Annotated in this window: 14 protein-coding genes; 5 read left to right on the top strand and 9 right to left on the bottom strand. The window is 44.2% G+C overall.

Features of this window, described 5'->3' with window-relative positions:
- Nucleotides 1-75: 75 nt before the first annotated feature.
- The 7 genes from AC5O63_RS19440 to AC5O63_RS19410 form a co-directional block, all read right to left on the bottom strand.
- The gene (locus AC5O63_RS19440) at nucleotides 76-4917 is read right to left on the bottom strand and encodes an NAD-glutamate dehydrogenase (protein WP_494505977.1); all 4842 of its coding nucleotides are present in this window, start codon (nucleotides 4915-4917) and stop codon (nucleotides 76-78) included.
- 187 nt (nucleotides 4918-5104) lie between these two features.
- Entirely contained in the window at nucleotides 5105-5323 is a 219-nt protein-coding gene (locus tag AC5O63_RS19435) for a DUF2835 domain-containing protein (protein ID WP_004742832.1), read from the bottom strand.
- Nucleotides 5324-5419: 96 nt separating this feature from the next.
- Nucleotides 5420-8026 carry an aminopeptidase N gene (gene pepN / locus AC5O63_RS19430; RefSeq protein ID WP_494505976.1) on the bottom strand — a complete coding sequence of 869 codons (2607 nt, stop codon included), beginning with the start codon at nucleotides 8024-8026 and terminating at the stop codon, nucleotides 5420-5422.
- 221 nt (nucleotides 8027-8247) lie between these two features.
- Nucleotides 8248-8910: a hypothetical protein gene (locus AC5O63_RS19425; RefSeq protein WP_171325544.1), complete on the bottom strand. Its 663-nt coding sequence runs from the start codon at nucleotides 8908-8910 to the stop codon at nucleotides 8248-8250.
- Nucleotides 8911-9047: 137 nt separating this feature from the next.
- On the bottom strand, nucleotides 9048-11045 hold the full coding sequence (prc, locus tag AC5O63_RS19420; RefSeq protein WP_494505975.1) for a carboxy terminal-processing peptidase: 1998 nt from the start codon (nucleotides 11043-11045) through the stop codon (nucleotides 9048-9050).
- A gap of 17 nt (nucleotides 11046-11062) precedes the next feature.
- Nucleotides 11063-11692: an RNA chaperone ProQ gene (proQ, locus tag AC5O63_RS19415; RefSeq protein WP_004742836.1), complete on the bottom strand. Its 630-nt coding sequence runs from the start codon at nucleotides 11690-11692 to the stop codon at nucleotides 11063-11065.
- A 100-nt stretch (nucleotides 11693-11792) separates the two neighbouring features.
- The gene (locus AC5O63_RS19410) at nucleotides 11793-12266 is read right to left on the bottom strand and encodes a GAF domain-containing protein (protein WP_069666277.1); all 474 of its coding nucleotides are present in this window, start codon (nucleotides 12264-12266) and stop codon (nucleotides 11793-11795) included.
- Nucleotides 12267-12371: 105 nt separating this feature from the next.
- On the opposite strand from AC5O63_RS19410, the gene AC5O63_RS19405 reads away from it, so the two are divergent.
- From AC5O63_RS19405 to rsmF, 4 genes are all read left to right on the top strand, one after another.
- Nucleotides 12372-14168: an ABC transporter ATP-binding protein gene (locus AC5O63_RS19405; RefSeq protein ID WP_494505974.1), complete on the top strand. Its 1797-nt coding sequence runs from the start codon at nucleotides 12372-12374 to the stop codon at nucleotides 14166-14168.
- A 33-nt stretch (nucleotides 14169-14201) separates the two neighbouring features.
- On the top strand, nucleotides 14202-15461 hold the full coding sequence (locus AC5O63_RS19400; RefSeq protein ID WP_494505973.1) for a PqiA/YebS family transporter subunit: 1260 nt from the start codon (nucleotides 14202-14204) through the stop codon (nucleotides 15459-15461).
- Nucleotides 15454-18087 carry an MlaD family protein gene (locus AC5O63_RS19395; RefSeq protein ID WP_494505972.1) on the top strand — a complete coding sequence of 878 codons (2634 nt, stop codon included), beginning with the start codon at nucleotides 15454-15456 and terminating at the stop codon, nucleotides 18085-18087. The genes AC5O63_RS19400 and AC5O63_RS19395 overlap by 8 nt, the downstream gene beginning before the upstream one ends.
- 108 nt (nucleotides 18088-18195) lie before the next feature.
- On the top strand, nucleotides 18196-19617 hold the full coding sequence (rsmF, locus tag AC5O63_RS19390) for a 16S rRNA (cytosine(1407)-C(5))-methyltransferase RsmF (protein WP_494505971.1): 1422 nt from the start codon (nucleotides 18196-18198) through the stop codon (nucleotides 19615-19617).
- Between the two features lie 184 nt (nucleotides 19618-19801).
- On the opposite strand, the gene AC5O63_RS19385 is transcribed toward rsmF, so the two are convergent.
- Entirely contained in the window at nucleotides 19802-20635 is an 834-nt protein-coding gene (locus AC5O63_RS19385) for a CvfB family protein (RefSeq protein WP_494505970.1), read from the bottom strand.
- Between the two features lie 89 nt (nucleotides 20636-20724).
- Between AC5O63_RS19385 and AC5O63_RS19380 the strand changes: the two genes are divergently transcribed.
- On the top strand, nucleotides 20725-22110 hold the full coding sequence (locus AC5O63_RS19380) for a hypothetical protein (RefSeq protein WP_004743368.1): 1386 nt from the start codon (nucleotides 20725-20727) through the stop codon (nucleotides 22108-22110).
- Here AC5O63_RS19380 and AC5O63_RS19375 read toward each other — a convergent pair.
- Nucleotides 22079-22558, bottom strand: a complete 480-nt coding sequence (locus tag AC5O63_RS19375; protein ID WP_494505969.1) for a DUF4442 domain-containing protein — start codon at nucleotides 22556-22558, stop codon at nucleotides 22079-22081. The two genes, AC5O63_RS19380 and AC5O63_RS19375, sit on opposite strands and share 32 nt — an antisense overlap.
- Between the last annotated feature and the right edge of the window lie 99 nt (nucleotides 22559-22657).

Raw genomic sequence — 22657 nt, 5'->3', positions numbered from 1 at the left:
AGAAAAAAGCCCCGTATAAACGGGGCTGTATTATTCAATGTTTTACCGAATAATTCAACGAATTATGGCAAACGTTTACTCATTCGCACTGCAATTAAGGTTAAGCAGCATAAGTTCGCGTAATGCAACAGAGAATTTCGCAAACTCATGCACTGAACCTACCTTGAACTCGTTAAGAATATTTTCCCAACGGTGCAAAGATGTCTCATTGGTTTCGATCCAATCATCGAGTGCTTTCATCACATCGAGATCTTCTGGCGAACAACCACAGCTCAGCACTTGACCTGTTAACTGACGCTGTTGCCAATCGAGATCTTCACGGAATGCTGCTCTTGCCAATGCTTGCCAGTTGTTGTCTACCGCTTGGCCATTGATTTGTTTCAAGAACCAGTGCAGTGATAAGCGATCGCCCAAGTTGTAGTAAAGCTTAGCCGTTTGTTCGATAGTTTTGCCTTTTTCACGAGATACTGTAGATATATCCAGTACCGAGTATAGGCTAGACAAACGAGCGACATAGCTAGCCACTTCTTCCTTGATGCCCTGCTCAATCCAAGCTTGCGCCATCTCGTTGTGCTCTTCCACTTCTGAAGGAACAAGCATGTCATCAAGATGCGCTTTGATTGTGTCGACGTCAGCTTGGTAAAGTTCAATTAGATCTTTGACCGACTGACGACCAGTACGATTACGTAACAACCAACGTGATAGACGACGTAACGTTCGACGCACGTAGAAGATCATATCGTACTGCGCTTCGGTCGTTGCTTCGTTGTCTAGCGAGCGAACTTCTTCAAGTACCTTACCTAGGCCAAAGATTTCACGTGACGCCACATACGCATTTGCAATATCGACAACGCACGCGCCCGTTTCTTCTTGGAGGCGAGTGACAAAGTTACAGCCCATTTCGTTAACCATTTGATTCGCAAGTGCTGTTGCAATAATTTCAGCACGTAGTGGATGATTATCCATTTGCGAAGAATATTTACGGCGTAACTCAGTTGGGAAGTAGCTAACAAGTTGCTGAGCGTGGAATTCATCTTTTGCGATGTCTTCATGCACCAGCTCTTCTTTCAGAACCATCTTACCGTATGCCACCAGTACCGAAAGCTCTGGACGAGTCAGTGCCATACCCTGCTTTTCACGCTCAAGTAAGGTTTCGTCATCTGGGATGTACTCAAGTGCACGATCAAGGTGACCCGCTTTCTCCATAGTATGAATGAAGCGAATTTGTTCCTTAACTAATGACACACCTTGCTGCTCAGTCACAGAGATAGACTCAGATTGACAGTATGCGTCATCTAAAACAATTTCACCCACTTCGTCTTCCATCGACTCAAGGATCTTATTGCGCTGTTTGACCGTAAGATCACCATTAGTCACTAGACCGTTAAGGAAGATCTTAATGTTGACCTCATTATCCGAACAGTCAACGCCACCTACGTTATCAACGAAGTCGGTATTAACGCGGCCACCAGTCAGTGCATATTCGATACGACCTAGCTGAGTCATACCTAAGTTACCGCCCTCACCGACAACTTTCGCTTTCAGATCTCGACCATCAATACGCAATACATCATTGGCGCGGTCGCCAACGTCAGTGTGAGTCTCACTCGAAGCCTTAACGTAAGTACCGATACCACCATTCCATAGAAGATCGACTTCCATAGATAGGATCATCTTAATCAGATCATTAGGGGCAACCGAAGATTTCTTGGTACGCAGCATCTTTTGGATTTCTGGCGTTAGAGAAATCGACTTAGCACGGCGAGAGAAAATACCGCCGCCTTTTGAGATTAGCTTAGCGTCATAGTCTTCCCAGCTAGAACGTGGAAGATTGAATAAGCGGTTGCGCTCTTCCCAACTTGGCGCTGACTCTGGGTTCGGGTCAATAAAGATATGCATGTGGTTAAACGCAGCTTGCAAGCGAATGTGCTTAGATAGCAGCATACCGTTACCAAATACGTCACCGGCCATATCACCAACACCAATAGCAGTGAAATCTGTGGTCTGACAGTTAATTCCCATTTCACGGAAATGACGCTTAACCGATTCCCAACCACCTTTCGCTGTGATACCCATCGCTTTGTGGTCATAACCGTTTGAACCACCTGAAGCAAATGCATCACCTAACCAGAAGTTGTATTCCTCTGATACAGAGTTAGCAAGATCTGAGAACGTCGCTGTACCTTTATCAGCCGCAACAACCAAATACGGATCATCTTCATCATGGCGAACTACACTCTTAGGATGAGCGACTTCACCTTCAATGATGTTGTCTGACACATCCAGTAGCGCACGGATAAAGCGTTTGTAACAGCGTTGACCTTCAGCGAAGATTTCGTCACGGCCACTTAACATAGGCTGACGTTTACAGACGAAACCACCTTTAGCACCAACAGGAACAATCACCGTGTTCTTAACTTGCTGCGCTTTCACTAGGCCAAGAATTTCGGTACGGAAATCCTCTTGACGATCTGACCAACGTAGACCACCACGCGCTACTTTGCCGCCACGCAAGTGAACACCTTCAATATCTGGTGCATAAACAAAGATCTCAAACGCTGGTACTGGCTGAGGAATTTCTGGAATATCACTAGGTTTCATCTTAAGTGATAGCCAAGGCTTAGGCTGCTTGTCTTCATTTAACTGATAGTAGTTAGTACGGAGAGTAGCAGTGATCATCTCCATGTAACGACGAAGAATACGATCATCATCCAGGCTTTCAACATGATCCAACTGCTCAGTAATCTTAGCGATAAGATCGTTCTGACCTTTTTGGCTGCCTTTGAATTTAGGTTCGAAACGCTTACCAAATAGCTCCACCAGCCCTTTCGCTAGATCTGGGTAATGGTTCAGCGTGTCTTCGATATATTGTTGACTGAATGGGAAACCAACTTGACGCATGTAACGAGCATAAGCACGAAGAATCGAAATCTCACGACCCGTTAATGATGCACCTAGTACCAAACGGTTAAAGCCATCACTTTCAAGTTCACCAGCCCAAATTGCAGCAAATGCCTGCTGGAAACGATCACGAGCTTCTCGAAGATCGACAGTTTTCTCGCTCTTATGGAGCATTGAGAAATCTAGGATCCAGTAAACCTGACCATTCGCTTTGCGTACCTCGTATGGCGATTCACCAATCACGCGTAAGCCCAGGTTCTCAAGCATTGGCATCACATCGGATAGATGGATAGGCTCATCACGATGGTAAAGCTTTAAGCGTACTGATTTTGAATCTGCACCCAACTCTTGTGGGCGGTAGAAAAGCATGCCTAATTTGTTGTCATCACTGAGTTTTTCTAAGCGCTCAATATCAGCAACAGCTGAACCAGGCATCACATCTTCTTTGTACGAACGTGGGAATGCACGTAAGTAATCTTTAGCAAGTGGCAGACCTTTACTTTCACCAAAGTTCGCCACGATCGCTTCTGATAAACGATCATCCCAAGTTGAAGATGCTTCCATTAAGTTTTGCTCAATCGTTTTAACGTCTACGTCCATGTTGTTGTTATCAACACGAACAATATAGTGAGTTCGAGCTAGTGGGCTCTCAGAGAAGTAAGTGGTAAATTCCACTTCTTGTTTACAGCCGAAATACTGCTGAAGAATTCGTTGTGTATGTCGACGCAGTTCTGTGTTGTAACGATCTTTAGTCACATAAACCATGCAGCTAAAGAAACGACCAAACGGGTCTTTGCGAACGAACAGACGCAGTAGATCTCGATCTTGCATCTGTACAACACCCATACCGACTTCGAGCAGTTCCTCTTCTTTCGCTTGAAGAAGCTCGTCGCGTGGGTAGTTTTCTAAAATATTGTGAAGTGCTTTGTAAGAGTATGAACCTTCTCGGTAACCACTTGCTTCGAGGATACGTTCCACTTTCTCACGAATCAGTGGGATGCCTTCAACACTCTGATTGTATACCGCAGAAGTGTATAGACCAGTGAAGCGATGCTCACCAATCACTTTACCGTTCTTATCAAATTTCTTGATGCCGATATAATCCGTGTAAGCAGGACGGTGAATACGAGACGCGCGGTTGCCTTTGGTCACGATCAAAAGGAATGGCTTTTTCGCTTCTAAACGTGCAGAGTCAGGGAAATCCGATAGCTTAACAGTGCGCACACGCTCGCGATTCGCAAATAGCCCCAGACCTTTATCAGCCGTTGGGCGAAGTTCGGTATCGCCATCCACTGAAACAAGATCGTACTCTTTATACCCCATAAACGTGAAGTTGTGATTCCCCAACCAACGAAGGAATTGGATCGACTCATCGTAACGATCACGCTGGATCTCAACCTCTCCTTGTTGCGATTCTACCTGAGCAGTTACCTCTTCAAGTTTTTCAACCATCAGTAACCAGTCTTGAACAACTAATCCGGTGTCATTCAGAATGCTTAATAGTTCAGCTTTCAGTGAAGCCATTTCTTCTTTGGAGCTTAAGCGGTCAACCTCAATATGGAATAGAGACTGAAGTGCACCGTCTCCTTGGTTAATCGCTGTAATCTCGCCTTTATCTGAACGGGCAATCTGTGTTGGCCCATGCAGCATCAAGTGTGATGAAAGATCCAAACGGCTCAACGCCATTTTTGTTGAGTCCACTAAGAAAGGACCATCTGGTACAACAATCTCTACGATTGTGTGGGTAGACTGCCAGCCTTGGCGGCTCACGGTTGGATTAAATACTCGAACAGAAATTTCGTCAGCTTTTTTCTCATTAATATGATGCCATAGCGACACAACGGCACCGTAAAGATCGGATTCGTTACGCTCGACTAAATCGTCTTGAGAAATGTTGCTAAATAAATGTTGAGCTAGTTGGGTGACTAGGGGTTGATGAGCAAGCTCGAGTTTGTCTTGAATAAGCTTATACACTTTTTCAAGCAGAACCGGCATCAGTGTTTCACGCGCGGTCATAATCACACTCCACAATTAGAATTGTATGTTTTTTGGGGGTTGTTGTAAGCATAGTGCTTAACACGGGTAATGCCGCTTTATTGTAAAAGCTTTATTGATAAATAGTTAATTCTTTTGGGAGTGGTAAGAGGTGAAATGTTTGAGAATGTGACTAAGGTTCTATTTAAACTTCTATAAAATCAGTTGCTCACAGCAGTTCTAACTTTAGAAACTTATTATTTTGGTCAGTTGTTAATCTGAAGCGCCCTTTTAGCCCTATTTGACTAAGAAATGGTCTGAAACGCGATGCAGGCAATTGCAGGCGTAAGCCTTTGTCTGTAACCACTAAAACGTTGCTTGCCGCCCCATTGTAGTGAGCTAAAAAAGTTTGATAAGAGATGTTAAGGGTAAAGTGATATTGATTCATGGTTTGGTCAAAAAAGTAACGATTTTTCTGATAAAACAAAATACCTGTATAAATAAACAGTAGCACTTAAAAGTGCTACTGTTTTAGACAGATTGATTAAGACTCCAACGCTTTCGTCACTTTCTCAAACAAATCTTTCGCTAGGTTGTCCATCGCTTTCAATGTTTCAAGTTCCGCTTTGATAAGAGCCTGACGCTCGTCATCATATTTACGGAATTTCAATAATGGGTCAATTAAGCGCGACGCCACCTGCGGGTTACTGCTATTTAATTCGCGTAAGATCTCGCCGGCAAACTTGTAACCTTCACCAGATTTTGCGTGGAAACGTACTGGGTTCATATTGAGGAACGAGCCCACTAAGCTACGAGTTCGGTTCGGGTTTTTCAAGCTAAACGCTTCATGGTTCATGGTTTGCTTGATCACTTCTAGTACATTTTCAGCAGGGTTTGTCCCTTGCAGAGCAAACCACTTGTCCATCACAAGTCCGTCATGCTTCCACTTGTCACTGTAATCAGACATCAATGCCTCACGACATTCTAGCTGAGCACTGTTTGCTGCGCTCATTGCCGCAATGGTATCAGTCATGTTGTTCGCATCAGCATACTGAGCCTTAGCCAAGGTATTGCCTTGCTCAGTGTAAGCAAGATAGCCTAATGCCGTATTGCGTAGAGAACGTTTACCGATAGCCGCATGTTCAATAGTGTAATCTTGCTGCTTGAGGCTATGGTAGATAGCGCTCAACTCATCTTCAAGTTCCGTCGCCAAGGTGACTTTGATTGCCTTGAGTACTTTCGCTACCGCATCAACATCAACTTGTTTATACCAACCACTCACTTCGTTGTGACTTGGCAAAGACATCATTTCAGCAATAAATGCCGGCTCTAACTCGCTTGACAGTAACACGCCGCGGAATGCGTCAATCACTTCAGCAGCCAACTCTATTTCATTACCGGCCTGAACTTTTTCTACGTTACTACGGATGTATTTCGCTAACAGCATTTGACCTGCATCCCAACGAGCAAATTCGTTGCGTGCTTTCACCATTAGGAAGATCAACTCTTCATCGCTGTAGTCGTACTCTAATTTCACCGGAGCAGAGAACTCACGCAGCAGTGAAGGAACTGGACGCTCGTTCACTTGCTCGAAGATAAACGTCTGCTTAAGTTCAGTGACATTAAGCACATTGCTGACCAGCTTACCGTTACGGCGTAACTCAATCACATCACCATTTTGTGCATAGAGCTCAACGTCAAACGGAATATGAAGTGCTTGTTTGTCAGCTTGGTCTTGAGTTGGTTCAGTAGCCTGCTCTACAGTGAGTGCGTAGGTTTTCGCTACTTGATCATATTCACTGCTGACTTTTACAGTCGGTGTACCAGATTGGCTGTACCACAAGCGGAACTGCTTCAGATCTACGCCCGATGCGTCTTCCATCGCTGAGACAAAATCTTCACACGTCGCTGCAGTTCCATCATGACGCTCAAAGTAAAGCTTCATGCCTTTTTGGAAGCCCTCTTCGCCAAGCAAGGTATGCATCATTCGAATCACTTCACTGCCTTTTTCGTACACAGTTAATGTGTAGAAGTTATTCATTTCAATAACTTGCTCAGGACGAATCGGGTGAGACATTGGGCTCGCATCTTCTGCAAACTGTGGGCCGCGAATAATACGGACATTATTGATACGATTTACTGCGCGAGAACCAAGATCCGAAGAAAACTCTTGATCACGGAATACGGTCAGACCTTCTTTCAGGCTTAACTGGAACCAATCGCGACAAGTGACTCGGTTACCTGTCCAGTTGTGGAAATATTCATGACCAATTACCGCTTCAATACCGAGGTAATCGGTATCTGTCGCCGTTTTTTCATTCGCGAGGACAAACTTAGAGTTAAAGATGTTTAGACCTTTGTTCTCCATCGCGCCCATATTGAAGAAGTCGACCGCTACAATCATGTAAATATCAAGGTCATACTCTAGACCAAAGCGCTCTTCATCCCACTTCATTGAATTGATCAATGATGTCATCGCATGCGGCGCGCGATCTAAGTTGCCTTTATCAACGAAGATTTCCAGTTCAACATTACGGCCAGACTTAGTGATGTACTTATCACGCAGTACATCAAAATCACCTGCCACTAAAGCAAACAAGTACGCAGGTTTTGGATGCGGGTCTTGCCACTGAACCCAATGACGTCCGCCTTCAAGTTCACCTTCTGCAACACGGTTACCGTTACTGAGCAGGAATGGATACTCCGCTTTATCGGCAATCACTTTCGTGGTGTATTTCGCCAATACATCAGGGCGATCCATGTAGTAAGTAATGCGTCGGAAACCTTCAGCTTCACACTGGGTACAGAACGCGCCGCCTGACTTATAAAGACCTTCTAGCGCCGTATTTGCTTCCGGGTCAATCAAGGTCACAATCTTAAGTTCAGTTTGCTCTGGTAACTGATGAACTTCTAAAGCACCTTCTAATTCTTCATAGGCAGTCCAAGCTTCACCATTGACGTGAATGCTTTTCAGTTTAAGGTCTTCACCTTCTAGACGAATCGTTGTTGCGTCTTTTAACTGTTTAACCTGCGACACTGCCGTCACAGTGGTTTCGTTATCGAATAGGTCAAACGTAAGATCGATATCAGTAATAGTATGAGATGGAGACTGATAGTCTTTGCGGTATTTGGCTTGAGGAGTCTGAGCCATGTCTAAATCCTTCTGACTAAATTCATTTGAAGAGCACACTACGTATATACGTTAGTATGGCTAGAACGTTGTAAAATCAACGCTGACGAATTGCGTGTTAGCTTACAACTCTAGATACAAAAAAACGAGGCTCTGCTAAGAAATACCTCGTTTTTTGTCTATTGTTGACGTCGAACTCAAACTATTTGTCTAGATAGTCATCAAACCTCACACTTATCTCACTAACGTATTCGATTGAGTACTGCGTATAAAGAACCTTCTTCCATTTCTAAAGTAAGGGTATCTTTATTGAGTGTATAACGGGTTTCATGTTCGCCGTTTTCGTATAAAAGAACTAAATGCTCCCCTTCAGTGTAATACACCCCCCTGTGTACCGCTTCATCACCGTCATCGTTACTCACTCTGAACATGAACACAAAATCAGGTTGAAGGATAAGATCAAGTTTATGAACATCACTCGATAAAGCTTCATCGCCCTCAAAATGGGCACTCGACCACATTCCAGCCAAAGAATTTGATAGCGCCTTAGTAAAGGTCACTCCATTAAGATTTAGCAGATTATGGTTAGCTGCATACTGGTAAACTTGTGGTTCAGAAGTATCCAATCCCAGGATAATAGTATCTTCATTCGCGGTGTAAAATCCTTCCCAGTGATCGACTGAATAATCTCGTTTTTGAATATCAATTTTAAAGCTGTAGTTTGAGTCAAGCGTTAGCTTAATCGCCAAAAAGTTTTCTTGTGATTTCTCTGGGTTTGGATTCACCAAATACCAATCACCTAGTAAGAATGGGTGATCAAACTGCGTTAAGTCACTGTTGTCACGTACCCCATTACCTAGCACTGAGAAGCTAAACATTAGCGATATCAAAACAATCAATCTCATAGCGTGCTCCTTACTCTTTTTCTTTAAGCTTAGGCACACAAAGTTTATTTAGCGAAAAAATTGATCTAAATCACATTAATTATCTATAAAAAAAAAGCGAACCCAGTTAGGTCCGCTTTTTAAATCATTGATTAAACTTACGATTTAATCATATCAACCATAATGGCTACAGATTCATCTAGGTAGGCATCGGGCGCTTCATAATCTTTAGGTACATCATCTAAAGACTTAAATGGCTCTTCACCCTCAGCTTTCTGACGTTCGTTGATTCGAGCTAAACGTCTTTCATCTGCTTGATCGCTCTCAGCCTGACGAGTTTTCTTATTCAGTGATAAAGTGTTGTCGTCTTTTTCTGCTTTGTACTTAGCAATATCTTCAGCGATAAAGCCAAATTCAAGATCTTTGGCAATACGAGCTTCATGCTTGGCAGCTAGCTGATTAACCATCTCAGAGTTACGCTGTAACACTTTGTATTTGGCTTTGTCGATGCTATCCCAAGGCAGAGCGTTATCTTCAACACTCTCACCAGTTTCGCTAGGGTCAACTGCTGTTGGATACGCAATATCAGGCGCTACACCTTTATTTTGCGTACTACCACCATCGATTCGGTAAAACTTCTGAATCGTATACTGAACATAACCAAGCTCTTTATCGAACAAGTCATAGATCTTGCCAAGCGTACGGTGTTGTTGAACCGTGCCTTTACCAAACGAGTTTTCACCAAGAATCACGGCACGACCATAATCTTGTAGAGCTGCCGCAAAAATCTCTGATGCTGATGCACTATTACGGTTGATCAAGACACTCATTGGACCGTCATAACTGATCTGGTCGTCAAAGTCGCCTTTCACATTGACTCGGCCGTAGCTGTCACGTACTTGAACCACTGGCCCACTCTTGATGAACAGTCCGGTTAGTGCCGAAGCTTCTGTCAAAGCGCCGCCGCCGTTATTGCGAAGGTCGACGATGATACCATCAACATTCTGCTCTTTTAGCTCAGAAATCAGCTTGTCTGTATCTTCTGCTAGACCGACATAGAAGCTAGGGACTTCAAGCACACCAATCTTCTTGCCGTCTTTCTCGATCACTTCAGATTTAACAGCGCGGTCTTCCAAACGAATTTTGTCACGAACCAAGGTAATAACCGTTGCTTTCGCATCTTTACCTTCAGGCAAGATCTGCAGGTTAACCTTAGTGCCTTTCGGGCCTTTGATTAACTGCACGACATCATCGAGTCGCCAACCAATGACATCAACTATCTCTTCGCCATCTTGACCAACGCCAATGATTCGATCACCCTCGCCCAGTTGCTTACTCTTAGAAGCTGGACCACCAGCGACCAAAGAGCGAATGACAGTGTAGTCATCCGTCATTTGCAATACTGCACCAATCCCTTCTAGAGAAAGATTCATCTCTGTTTGGAACTGCTCGGCATTACGAGGAGAAAGGTAACTAGTATGAGGATCCACTTCACGAGCAAATGCATTCATATAGAACTGGAATACATCTTCACTGTGCGTTTGGCTCAGCCTCTTCAAAGCGTTGTTGTATCGTTTACCAAGAACTTCTTTGACTTCGTCCCACTCTTTACCTGTTAGTTTCAAGTTAAGAGCGTCATACTTGACTCGCTTTCTCCACAACTCATCAAGCTCTGCCGTGTCTTTTGGCCAAGTGGCTTCACTGCGATCAAGCTCAATACTCTCGTCGACATCAAACTTCATTTCTGTATCAAGAAGCTTAAGCGCATGAACAAATCGCTCATAACGACGCTTCATCGACAAGTTGTACAGTTCAAATGCAATTTGAGTGTCACCCGACTTTAACTGGTCATCAATAGAATCTTGCCACTTAGAGATGGCATCGATGTCAGCTTGAGTGAAGACGTTCTTGTTGTAGTCCAATGATTCGACATAGCGCCAAAAGATCTTACGCGAAAGGTCATCATTGAGTTTGATATGTTTGTAGTGAGAGCTGGTAAGCTTTTCTTCGACACGCTTACTTGCTGTGGCGTGTTGTGCTTCCGGAGAAAGGACAGGTAAGTCCTCAAGGGTAATTTTTGCTTCTAGAGCATAGGCTGAAGAAGCTGCTAGCCATAAGCTAGCAGCGATCAGCGACATTTTTGAACGGCATTTCATGCGTAGGAGTATCTCCTTTATGCGCGTAGGTGCTCCGCTTTTACAACCATTTGTAGGCCGTTAGACAGTTGAACACGCACATCTTCCTTATTGATTTCAACGATAGTCGCAGCCATGTTTCCTTTACCCATATTGACGTTTACTTGATTGCCAACTTTTACTTCGTCAGCATTCAAAGCACGCGTTTCTACCGGCTTATTGGCTTTTTGTACTTTATTCTGTTGTGGGCGACGGCCTTGTGGCTTTTTCGCAGCTGGCTTAGCTTTCGCTTTGCCTTCTTCACGAGCTTTTTGCGCTTGCTCTTTACGACGAGCTTGCACTTTCGCTTTGCTCTCAGCTAGTGCTGTTTTCGCGTGTTCTACGTGTTCCTCATCTAGCTCACCTGCTGGGTTGCCATCTAAATCTACACGTACTGCACCAGGCTTCACACCGTGAAGGTAACGCCATGATGAAGTGTATTGTCTTAACGCTGCACGAAGTTGAGTTTTGCTTACTTTTGGATCGTCCGTTAGACGCTCCGCAAGATCTTGAAAAATACCAATTTTAAGTGGCTTTGCTTCACCTTCTAAAGTAAAGCACTTAGGGAAACATTCAGCAATATATGCGATAACTTCTTTGCTGTTTTTTAACTTTTCAGTGTTTTCCATGAGGATTCCTGGTTATTGCGGCTTGCCCGCGAGCATTAAGAATTAAATATTTGAGGTATTATAGTGACCTGCAAGCGAAAAACCACACTCAATAGACAAATTATGCCCCGATAGCGTGTGAATTAAGCAGCTTTTCTACTTCGCTCATCAAAAATGTCAGTCCTTCCTCATCAATTTCATTGAATCGACCCACATTAGGGCTATCAATATCTAGCACCCCAGCAATTTCACCATTAATTGAAAATGGGATAACTAGCTCAGAATTACTCTCTGCATCACAAGCAATATGACCTTCAAACTCATGCACATCGTATATGCGTTGTACTGTGTTAGTTGCTACCGCTGTTCCACATACACCACGACCAACAGGAATACGAACACAAGCTGGTTTACCTTGGAATGGGCCAAGAACTAACTCACCGTCTTTCATTAGATAAAAACCAACCCAGTTTAGGTTGTCTAATTCCATGTTAAGCAAAGCACTGACATTCGATAGATTCGCAATAAGATCGGTTTCAGATTCAATTAATGCCGCAGCTTGCTTGGTTAAGCGGTGGTAATGTTCTATTTTCATTGTTACATCCTTTTGAAAATTCGTGACCTTTGTAAAATTAGAGACTTCTAACATAAATCTGCGTACAATCGCCGCAAACATTAAATAGTAAGCATTCTCATTATAATGATCGATAATCCCAACACTATTAGCCGTTCTTGGTTGATAACTCAAGTAAAAAAGCACAAGTCGAAACTAATACTTGCCAATGTCATCGCGCTGATTGCGACCTTAATCAGCGTGCCGATCCCTCTATTAATGCCGCTCATGGTGGATGAAGTCCTTCTTAATCAACCGGGTAAAGGGCTAGAGGCAATGAATGCCATGCTACCCACTTCAATGCAGACACCAACAGGCTACATCGCGCTGACTCTATTGCTGGTGGTCATTATGCGCAGTGCCAGCCAAGCACTCAGCATCCTACAAAGCCGCCAATTTACCTTGGTGTCAAAAACCATTACCTTCCAAATGCGCAGTAAGATGATTGATAAACTGGGACGCATTAGCATTCGTCAATACGAAACGCGTGGAAGCGGAGGCATCAATGCGCACCTTATCACTGATATAGAGACTATTGACCAGTTCATTGGCTCTACACTGAGTAAGTTCTTGATTAGCCTGTTGACCGTCATTGGTACTGCGGGCGTTCTACTATGGCTAGATTGGCGTCTCGGACTGTTTATATTGCTGGTTAACCCGGTTGTCATTTATTTCTCTCGTAAGCTAGGTAGTAAGGTTAAGCACCTTAAAAAGCGTGAAAACCAATCTTTTGAACGCTTTCAAAATCGCTTGGTTGAAACCTTGGACGGTATTTATCAACTGCGCGCCGCCAATAGAGAACGAGAGTTCCTCAATGAACTCAAGGATCAAGCTAACCAGATTCGTGTTGATGCGGATAAGTATGCTTGGCAATCGGAAGCGGCAGGGAGAGTGTCATTCCTACTATTTTTGCTAGGGTTTGAGTTATTCCGAGCGGTCGCCATGCTAATGGTGCTGTTTAGCGACCTGACCATCGGCCAGATCTTCGCCGTCTTTGGTTACTTGTGGTTTATGCTTTCTCCAGTGCAGGAGCTATTGGGTATTCAGTTCTCTTGGTACAGCGCGAAAGCAGCGTTAAAACGCATCAATGCCCTACTCGATTTAGAGGAAGAGCATCGACCTGTCAGCAAGGTCAATCCATTTACTCAAGACCGAGAAGTAGATATCGAGATTGAAGATGTAAACTTCTCTTATAATGAAGAAACTCAGGTCTTAACCAATCTTAATCTGTCTATTCCGGCCGGAAAAAAGGTAGCATTGGTTGGTGCCAGTGGCGGCGGAAAATCAACACTCATCCAACTGCTTATTGGAGTTTATCAGGCGAATTCAGGCTCAATACGATTTAATGGTCAAACCACTGACGATATCAGTTTTGACATAATTAGAGACCAAATTGCCGTTGTATTACAACAGCCTATACTATTTAATGACACTTTAAGGCATAATCTGACCCTTGGTTCGACCTACGATGATTTGCAGTTGTGGCGGGCACTTGAAATTGCACAAATGCAAGATGTCATTAGCCAATTAAGTGACGGTTTAGAAACACAAATAGGTCGAAGCGGTATCCGTTTGTCTGGTGGTCAAAGGCAGCGTTTAGCCATTGCGCGAATGATTTTAAGTAATCCAAAGTTTGTTATTTTGGATGAAGCAACGTCCGCCCTCGATACGGCGACAGAAGCAGCCTTGCATAAAGCACTGACAGAATTTTTGAAAGGTCGTACTACACTGATCGTAGCGCACCGATTATCTGCGGTTAAACAAGCAGACCTAATTTACGTACTAGAAGATGGACAAGTGAGCCAAGCGGGTACACACGGAGAGTTGGTTGAACAACAAGGTTTATATCAAACATTATATGGCAGTGTGCAATCGCATAGTTAGCCAATATAACGCCTATTTACTTGAGGAGGAGCAATGAGCCCTCCTCCACCTATGCATGCCCATTCTTCTAAGTTAGTCTCTGTTCGGTTATGCGACGGTTGCGAGCTTCCCGTTGATCTTGTCGAAGTTGAGCGAGGTAAAACGGCATACTGTCCTCGATGTAATACCAAACTGTATCGAGGTGGTCGCCCTTCTCTTTCAGGTAATCTCGCGATTGCGCTGACCTGTCTGCTACTGTTTATTCCTTCCCACTTTTTCGATTTTATTAGTATTCGCCTGTTTGGCGTCATGATACCTGCGACCCTTCCAGACGGAGTCTTTACTCTGTTTCAAGAAGGCTTCGTTATGCTGTCATTACTGATCTTTTTCTGTAGTTCTATCGCCCCGTTGATTGTTTGCAGTTCAGTAGTGACGGCGCACATCGCCTTAAAGTATCACCAATTTAAACTACTCAAGGTATCGTTAGCCCTTGTCCAACACTTAAAACCTTGGGTGATGATCGACGTGTTCTTGGTGAGTATCGCCATTTCTTGTTTCAAACTACAAGACTATTCAGACATCATTGTTGGGCCTGGTTTAATAGGCCTACTGCTTCTTCAGGTATCAACCGTGTTACTTGTTACTCGTGTGAGTGTCCGAAGGTACTGGGAAGTGTATGAGCCAGAAGACAAGTACGCTGCAACAGAAAAAACGCTACACTGTCACCATTGTCACCTATCTCAACCTGAAGGGACTGAGTGCAAACGCTGTCATTGCCCTATTCACCACCGTAAGCCGCGTTCGATTCAAAAAACGTGGGCTTACCTCATTGCCGCTTCGATTGCGATTTTCCCAGCTAACTTAATCCCTATTTCCATTCTTTTAACCAATGGTAAGCGATTGGAAGATACGATCTTTTCAGGGGTCGCCTCTTTAGTCAAAAGCGGCATGACCGGCATCGCTGTAATTATCTTTGTCGCCAGTATTGTGGTACCTGTCGCGAAAATTCTTGGCTTGTCCTATCTACTACTCGCCATCCAGTTTAAGCGTAAGGTCTACCACAGACACAGAATGACCATCTATTTCATTATTAAGTGGATCGGTCGATGGTCCATGATGGACTTGTTCGTTATCTCCATCATGATGACATTAGTTGATCGAGGCCAAATCCTTGATTTCACGCCCGGGTATGGGGCGGTTGCATTTGGTATTGTTGTTGTATTGACAATGCTAGCAGCAGAAAGCATGGATCCGAGGTTGATTTGGGATAACTACCCAGACGAAAACAAAAACAAAGAGTCACTAAATGAGTAATCCTTCTCCGACACAAAACTCTTACTCGCCTAATATCAAGCGTAATAAAGGGCTATCGCCATTGTGGCTGCTACCTATATTGACCATGGTATTAGCAGGATGGTTGGTGTTTAAAGCGGTTCAAGATGCTGGGCAGCGCGTGCAGATCTACTTTTCTGATGCACAAGGCCTGATTGCAGGTAGAACAACGATTCGCTACCAAGGTCTAGAAGTGGGTATGGTGAAAGACATCAACCTAGCGGAAGACTTGCAAAGTATTTATGTAGATGCAGATATTTACCCTGAAGCAACTAAGCTACTGACGAAAGAGACTCGATTTTGGATGGTCAAGCCTACCGCTAGCCTATCAGGGATCTCCGGACTCGATGCGCTCGTTTCGGGCAACTACATCGCCATATCACCTAGCAGTAATCCGTCAGAACCAGAAACAGAATTTACGGCTCTAGAGCGGGCGCCATCTGACCTTATGGCAAGTGAAGGCTTGAATATTTCACTCAAAGCGCGTGACCTTGGAGGAATCTCTGTTGGTTCGCAAATAGTGTATCGTAAAATCCCAATTGGCGAAGTATATAGCTATCAGCTCCATTCAGATTCAAAACACGTCGTTATTCAAGCATCTATCCAAGATGAATACCGACATATCATCACCGATGACAGTCGCTTTTGGAACGTAAGCGGTATTGGGGCCAATATTGGTTTTGAAGGTGTCGATGTGCGCCTTGAAAGCTTCAGCGCATTAATTGGCGGCTCTATCGCCGTTGACTCTCCAGATGGAGGCGCGCCTGTTGCTGACAACACTGAATTTAGACTCTACCCCGATATCAAAACGGCGGGTCGTGGTATTGCAATTAAGGTTGAGCTTCCTGACAACAACAACATCAGTGAAAACGGTGCACCAATCATGTATCGCGGTATCGAAATCGGTCAGATCACTGATTTAGAACTGAGTAATGGCCGCGAGAGTATTATCGCTTCAGCAGCCATTCAACCCGCTTTCAGCGATATGCTGACCACGGGCAGTAAATTTATTCTCGAAGAAGCCAAAGTGTCGCTTTCTGGTGTGGAAAACATTGCCAACATCGTTAAAGGTAACTTCTTAACGATTGTGCCGGGTGAAGGAAATCGCTCACGTAAATTTAGTGCCGTTCGAAAAGATGAGTTTAATCGCCAGCAAGCTCGCTCGGTGTCGGTTCACTTGGTTGCAGACAACTCATTTGGCTTAGATGAGGGGGCACATATTCTCTACCGCGGTATTAGTGTAGGTAGTGTGACTCAAGTTCGTTTAGTGGACGATAAAGTTCAACTCGACGCTTTAGTTGATAGCGATTACGCCCATTTGATCAAATCTCAGAACCGTTTCTTTGTGACTGGCAGTGCCAGTGCTGAATTGACAGAATCTGGGCTAAACATCAGCGTTCCACCCGCTAAGCAACTTCTGACTGGTTCAATCAGTTTTGTCAGTGAAGGAAAAGAGAACGCACAGGAAAAATATCGACTCTATCCAAGCAAGTCGCTGGCTGAACTGGCGAAGTACAATATGTCTGGGTCGACTAAGTTGACGATGTACGCTAACGAGTTGCCTCCGATCAGTAAAGGTAGCCCACTGCTCTATCGTAACCTTCAAGTTGGTAACGTGGCTGATTTCTATCTAGTTGATGGTGGTGTCATTATCTCAGCCAGCATCGAAAACCAATATAAACATTTAGTCACAGAGCAAACTGTGTTTTGGAATCGCTCCGGCGTTGAGATTGATGCTAGCCTAGCGGGTATTAATGTTAAGGCCGCGCCACTCAAATCCCTGATTCAAGGTGGCATCGCGTTTGACTCACTGCCTGGCGTCGACAATAAGCAAAATGACAAATGGCTACTGTATAAAGATTTCAAGACAGCTCGTAAATTTGGCCAAGTGATTACCCTGACACTTGAAGGCGAGAACACTCTTTCTAAGGGAACGAGCATCAACTATAACGGCGTAAAGGTCGGTGAAGTAACGCTTGTGGTGCCTAACTTTAACCGTAAGAGTGTCGAAGTCAAAGCGCGTATTCTTCCGGAGTACACCGATACGATTGCCGTTGAAGGTTCTTACTTCTGGCTACCAAAAGCCGAAGTTGGACTGCGTGGTGTGAAGAATATTCAGAACTTGCTCGCGCAATCCATCAGCGTACAACCAGGTAAGGGGAAAACTAAGAACCAATTCGCTTTGCATACCAATAAGAAAGCTATCCGTGGCGTTACCTTTACTCTGCAAAGTGAGTCTCGTGGTTCAATCAGTGCTGGAACTCCGGTACTTTACCGAGAGATTGAAGTCGGTGAAGTGACCAAGGTAGAGTTGGGTGAATTCGCTGACCGCGTGGTTTCGACGGTTGTCATTGACCCTAACTACGCCTATCTGGTGCGACGCAATAGTGTTTTCTGGAATACATCAGGTGTGGACGTTTCTATCGGTCTCACCGGAGCAAACATCAAGGCGGGAACTTTTGATAGTTTAGTTCGTGGGGGTATCACCTTCTCTACTCCAGAACAAAAGCAGCTAGAACCAATCGCCGAGCAAGGTCAATCTTTCTATCTTTACGCTAAAGCAGAAGAAGGCTGGAAAGAATGGCGAGCGGCTATTCCTAAACCCTAGCACTCAACGATTTCTTCACTATTACCCAATAAAACGCAGCCTAACCGCTGCGTTTTTTCTATTATTTGGCTATAATCAGCGACCTTTTAAGCCAGTCGAGACATAGCTTTGCATCATAACGTTTATCTACCAGAAGAGTTCCTGTCTGAAATCGAATCCATTCTTCCTCAAGGTCTGAACATGGACGATTTCGTCGCTGCATGTCAGCGCCCTCTTCGCAAGAGTATTCGTGTTAATACGCTGAAAATAACCGTAGAAGAATTTCTTGAGCGAGCGAAAAGTAAAGGTTGGCAATTAGAAGCAGTGCCTTGGTGCGATGAAGGTTTTTGGATTGAAGCAGATGAATCTGAAGTTCCGCTAGGAAACACCGCAGAGCATATGTCTGGTCTGTTCTACATTCAAGAAGCTAGTTCAATGATGCCGGTCTCTGCGTTGTTTAAGCAAAGCGAAGAGTTTGCAAGTGTGCTCGATATGGCGGCTGCACCAGGCTCTAAGACGACTCAAATTGCTGCCTGTATGGATAATAACGGCGTATTGGTAGCGAATGAGTTTTCTGCCAGCCGAGTCAAAGTCTTGCATGCCAATATTGAGCGTTGTGGTGTGCGCAATACGGCATTGAGCAACTTCGATGGTCGTGTGTTCGGCGGCTGGCTACCAGAGCAGTTTGATGCGGTGCTGATTGATGCACCTTGCTCTGGGGAAGGAACCGTACGCAAAGATGCAGACGCAATGAAAAACTGGACAAAAGAGTCGGTTATCTCCATTTCAGATACGCAAAAAGATCTGATCGAAAGTGCGTTTCATGCCTTAAAACCTGGTGGCGTGATGGTGTACTCCACCTGTACGTTGAGCATTGAAGAAAATCAGCAAGTTTGTCATCACCTGAAAGAGGTGTTTGATGAAGAGGTGAGTTTTGAAAGCTTGGGCGACCTTTTCCCAGACGCGGACAAAGCCCTAACTGAAGAGGGTTTCTTGCACATATTCCCTCAAGTTTATGACTGCGAAGGCTTCTTTGTTGCCCGCATACGAAAGCTTGGTTCGGTCGAAGCGCCGAAAGTGAAGAAAAGATTGGGCAAGTTCCCTTTCGAAAAAGCCAGCGCTAAAACCCAAGCTGACATTCAAACCAAGCTAAAAGCAACCTTAGATATCGACCTACCTGACGATTGTTCTGTTTGGCTGCGCGACAACGATGTATGGCTATTTCCGCATGCGTTGGAGCCTATGCTCGGCGAATTGCGCTTTTCACGAATGGGGATCAAAATCGCCGAAGCTCATAAAAAAGGTTATCGCTGGCAGCATCAAGTGGCAACGGCACTTGCTAACGGAACTGAAACGACATCAGTAGCACTTTCAGTCGACGATGCTAGAGAATGGTTTATGGGCCGTGATGTTCGACCAGAGGGGCTATCTGGTAAGGGCGAAGTGATCGTTAAATTAGGTAACGACGTGATTGGTCTAGGAAAATGGGTTGGAAATCGAATTAAGAATGGTTTACCGCGTGAATTGGTAAGAGATAAAAATCTATTCTAATCGATAAAACAATAGTATGAAATTCTATGAGAGCCTAGCGATTTCCGAATCTTGGACTACACTTTAGGTATGGATAAAGTCGGAAATTCAAACAGTTAGCGCAGGCTCTCTATGAGCCCTTCCCCTAGGCCCAAAGCAGGATCAGCATTGGGCCTTTTTTTATGGAAGCGGCTTCAAATTTTAACTAAGCAAGGCGAATGCCTTCTTTATCGATAACGATCTTTCCTTGCTTGTATAATCCACCGATTGTTTTCTTAAACGTGCCTTTACTGGTGCGGAAGGCAGCAAAAATTGCTTCTGGAGAAGATTTGTCATTAAGAGGAAGGAAACCTCCTTTCTTCTCTAACAAGTCCAGAACTTTCTGACTCAAGTCGTCCATTTTGCCAACACCTACCTTCTGTAGAGAAAGATCGATCTTGCCATCTTCACGAATGCTCTTGATGTATCCCTTAAGCTTTTTGCCAATAAACAGCTTACCGAACACGTCAGATTTAAAGATCATACCCCAGTGCTGACCTTCAACAATCGCTTTGAAACCTAAGTCGCTTCGCTCTGCGATAATTAGATCCACCTGTTGATTGCGTTGGTAGTTTGCTGGCGTCTTATCAAGCCACTTGTTAAATTTAGTGGTACCTACAATACGACCTGATGCCTTATCGGTGTAGACGTAAACTAAAACAGTTTGCCCCGCTGCAAAACGAGCACGCTGCTCACTAAAAGGAATAAGTAGATCTTTGCCCTTAATACCCCAATCGGCAAATGCGCCCGTAGAGTTCACACCTTCAATTTTCATCAAACCCCATTCACCCACTTGAGCGATTGGCGTTTCAGTTGTGGCGACTAACTGACTGTCAGAATCGAAGTATAAAAAAGCGTCTAGAAAATCACCTACTTCTACACCTTCTGGAACAAATCGATTTGGCAACAAGGTCGTACCATAATCGCCAGCATCAAGAAATAGGCCGAAATCGGCTCTTTTTACTACTTCTAAGTGGTTAATCTGACCAACTTTAATCATTTCAACTGTCTCTTGTTAAATTTGCGGTGATTATAGCGAATCTCTGTTATGCTTTCGCCAAGTATTTTGTCTTTTTTCAGGAGCTCTATTTGTTAACCGTTGATAAGCAGGACGGCATTACACTCAAAATTTCCCACTCTATGGCGGCGACCAAAAAGTCTGATTTAGACTTGTACTTTTTTGTACCAGGTGAGCTTGGTTTGTCTCCTGACGTTCTCAAAGAGAGTGAATTCTATTATGAATCCATCACTCAAAAACGTGCTTATTACAGTGACAAAACACTTCTCCCTCTCGTTCACAGTCGACTTGCAAAACGTGGCCGACTCTCTACTACCCAATATCGTGTCAGTTTGAGTTTGTTCGCGTATCAATATGTTATCGCATTAGATAAAGCGGTGAATGAGCTCAACAAGCATAACAAAGAAACCGTCACCACTGACGAAGTAGACGAAGTCATTAAGCTATCCCTCGATATACTGAAAAAACTTCGCCGAAGTGTCCCTTACGAAGAAGGGCTCAAACGCTACTACGCTAATATCGACAACTATCTTTCGTGGTATACAGGTCAGCGTTTGATGTCTTTGATCGCACACATGCCGCGAGACAGTGAATACAAGAGCTTAAAAGAGAGTTTGCTTGCTATCGTAGAGAAAGAGGCGGCACACCGTAAGCTCAATAACTATAACTCAAAAAGTGTCCGTGACGACGTAACGCGATTAAGTAACAAGATGCGACTGCTACGTCGTTTGATTGAGCACCCTGTCGTCCTGCAAGAGAAAACACAGTCTCTTGGCAAAAACATGAAACGTGTAGTGAAAGGCGGTGCGACTGGCTTTGTCATGGTGTTCGTTACCATCACTGCGATTTTGGCACGCGATTACTGGGGTGAGATTACCGCTTCCTTCATAGTATTGATGTCTTTCGTCTATGCACTACGAGAAATCTTCAAAGATGACTTGCGTGACGTGATGTGGCGATGGATTCGTAAAGGTCGGCCTAAATGGCGTAAGCTCTATCTCGATCCAACCACCAAGAAAGCGGTCGGACAAAAACTCGAATGGCTCGATTATAAAGTTTTGGACAAACTGCCAGACAGAATCAAATCGATTCGTAAAAAGCGCGTCGTTCAAAGAGAAGAACAAGTCCTTCATTATAGCTCTCAAACTGAAATGTCGACCTCTAAGTTTATGAGTGGTTATGAAGAAACCCGTGAATCTTTAATGGTCAGTATGCGTGCCCTCACCCGATTGATGGATAAGGGCTCGAATAAAGTCTACACCCATAACAATGGGCAAGTCAGTCGCGAATCGGTAGAGAAACGCCACCTGATAAACTTAATCGCCAAAGAAGATAACCATGACGGTGAGCCCAAATTCTACCGATGGAAGATCGTGTTAAATCGAAGCAAGATTGTCGCCGTCGAGCAAATGGAAGTGGAAGATATCAGCCACCCGTTTGCTTCAGTGACAGAGTAAGAAAGAATTCCGCCATTGGTTCCTCTCCGTGAAGAGTTGGGCATATGGCGGTTATTTTTACGGCTTTGTTTACACGCTCGCCTGTCTCAAACGTTTCAGCCAACATTTCATCGATTAACTTGCCATCTTCGCACACGAAATGAACATCGCCTTCAGGGCGTTTCAAAAACTGCCCTTCGACGGCTTTAAAGGCGAGCGATACTTTCTTGCCACAATCTTGGGCTTTACTCATCGCCATAAACCCACCGGCCACATCCGCACCTACCGCAAGTACGCCAAAATACATGCTGTTGAGGTGATTCTTCGTTCTGCGTTTTAGCGGAATTTTGATTTCTACTCGCTCCGAGTCAAGCTGCAATATCTTTGGTCTTGCCAACCAGATAAATGGGACTTTAAAGAAACCGAAATAGTTAAGGTAGAAGTTTGCTTTTGACAGTGCTGACAACATAGATCTAATCCGACCAGTTAATTTTCTTCCAGTTCATAACGAACACACAGTCATGTCAACATTTTGTTAACATTAAGCATTTAAACAGTGATATGAAAC

It is taken from the genome of Vibrio sp. SCP2, from assembly GCF_059295395.1.
This window is presented reverse-complemented; position numbering and strand designations above follow the sequence as displayed.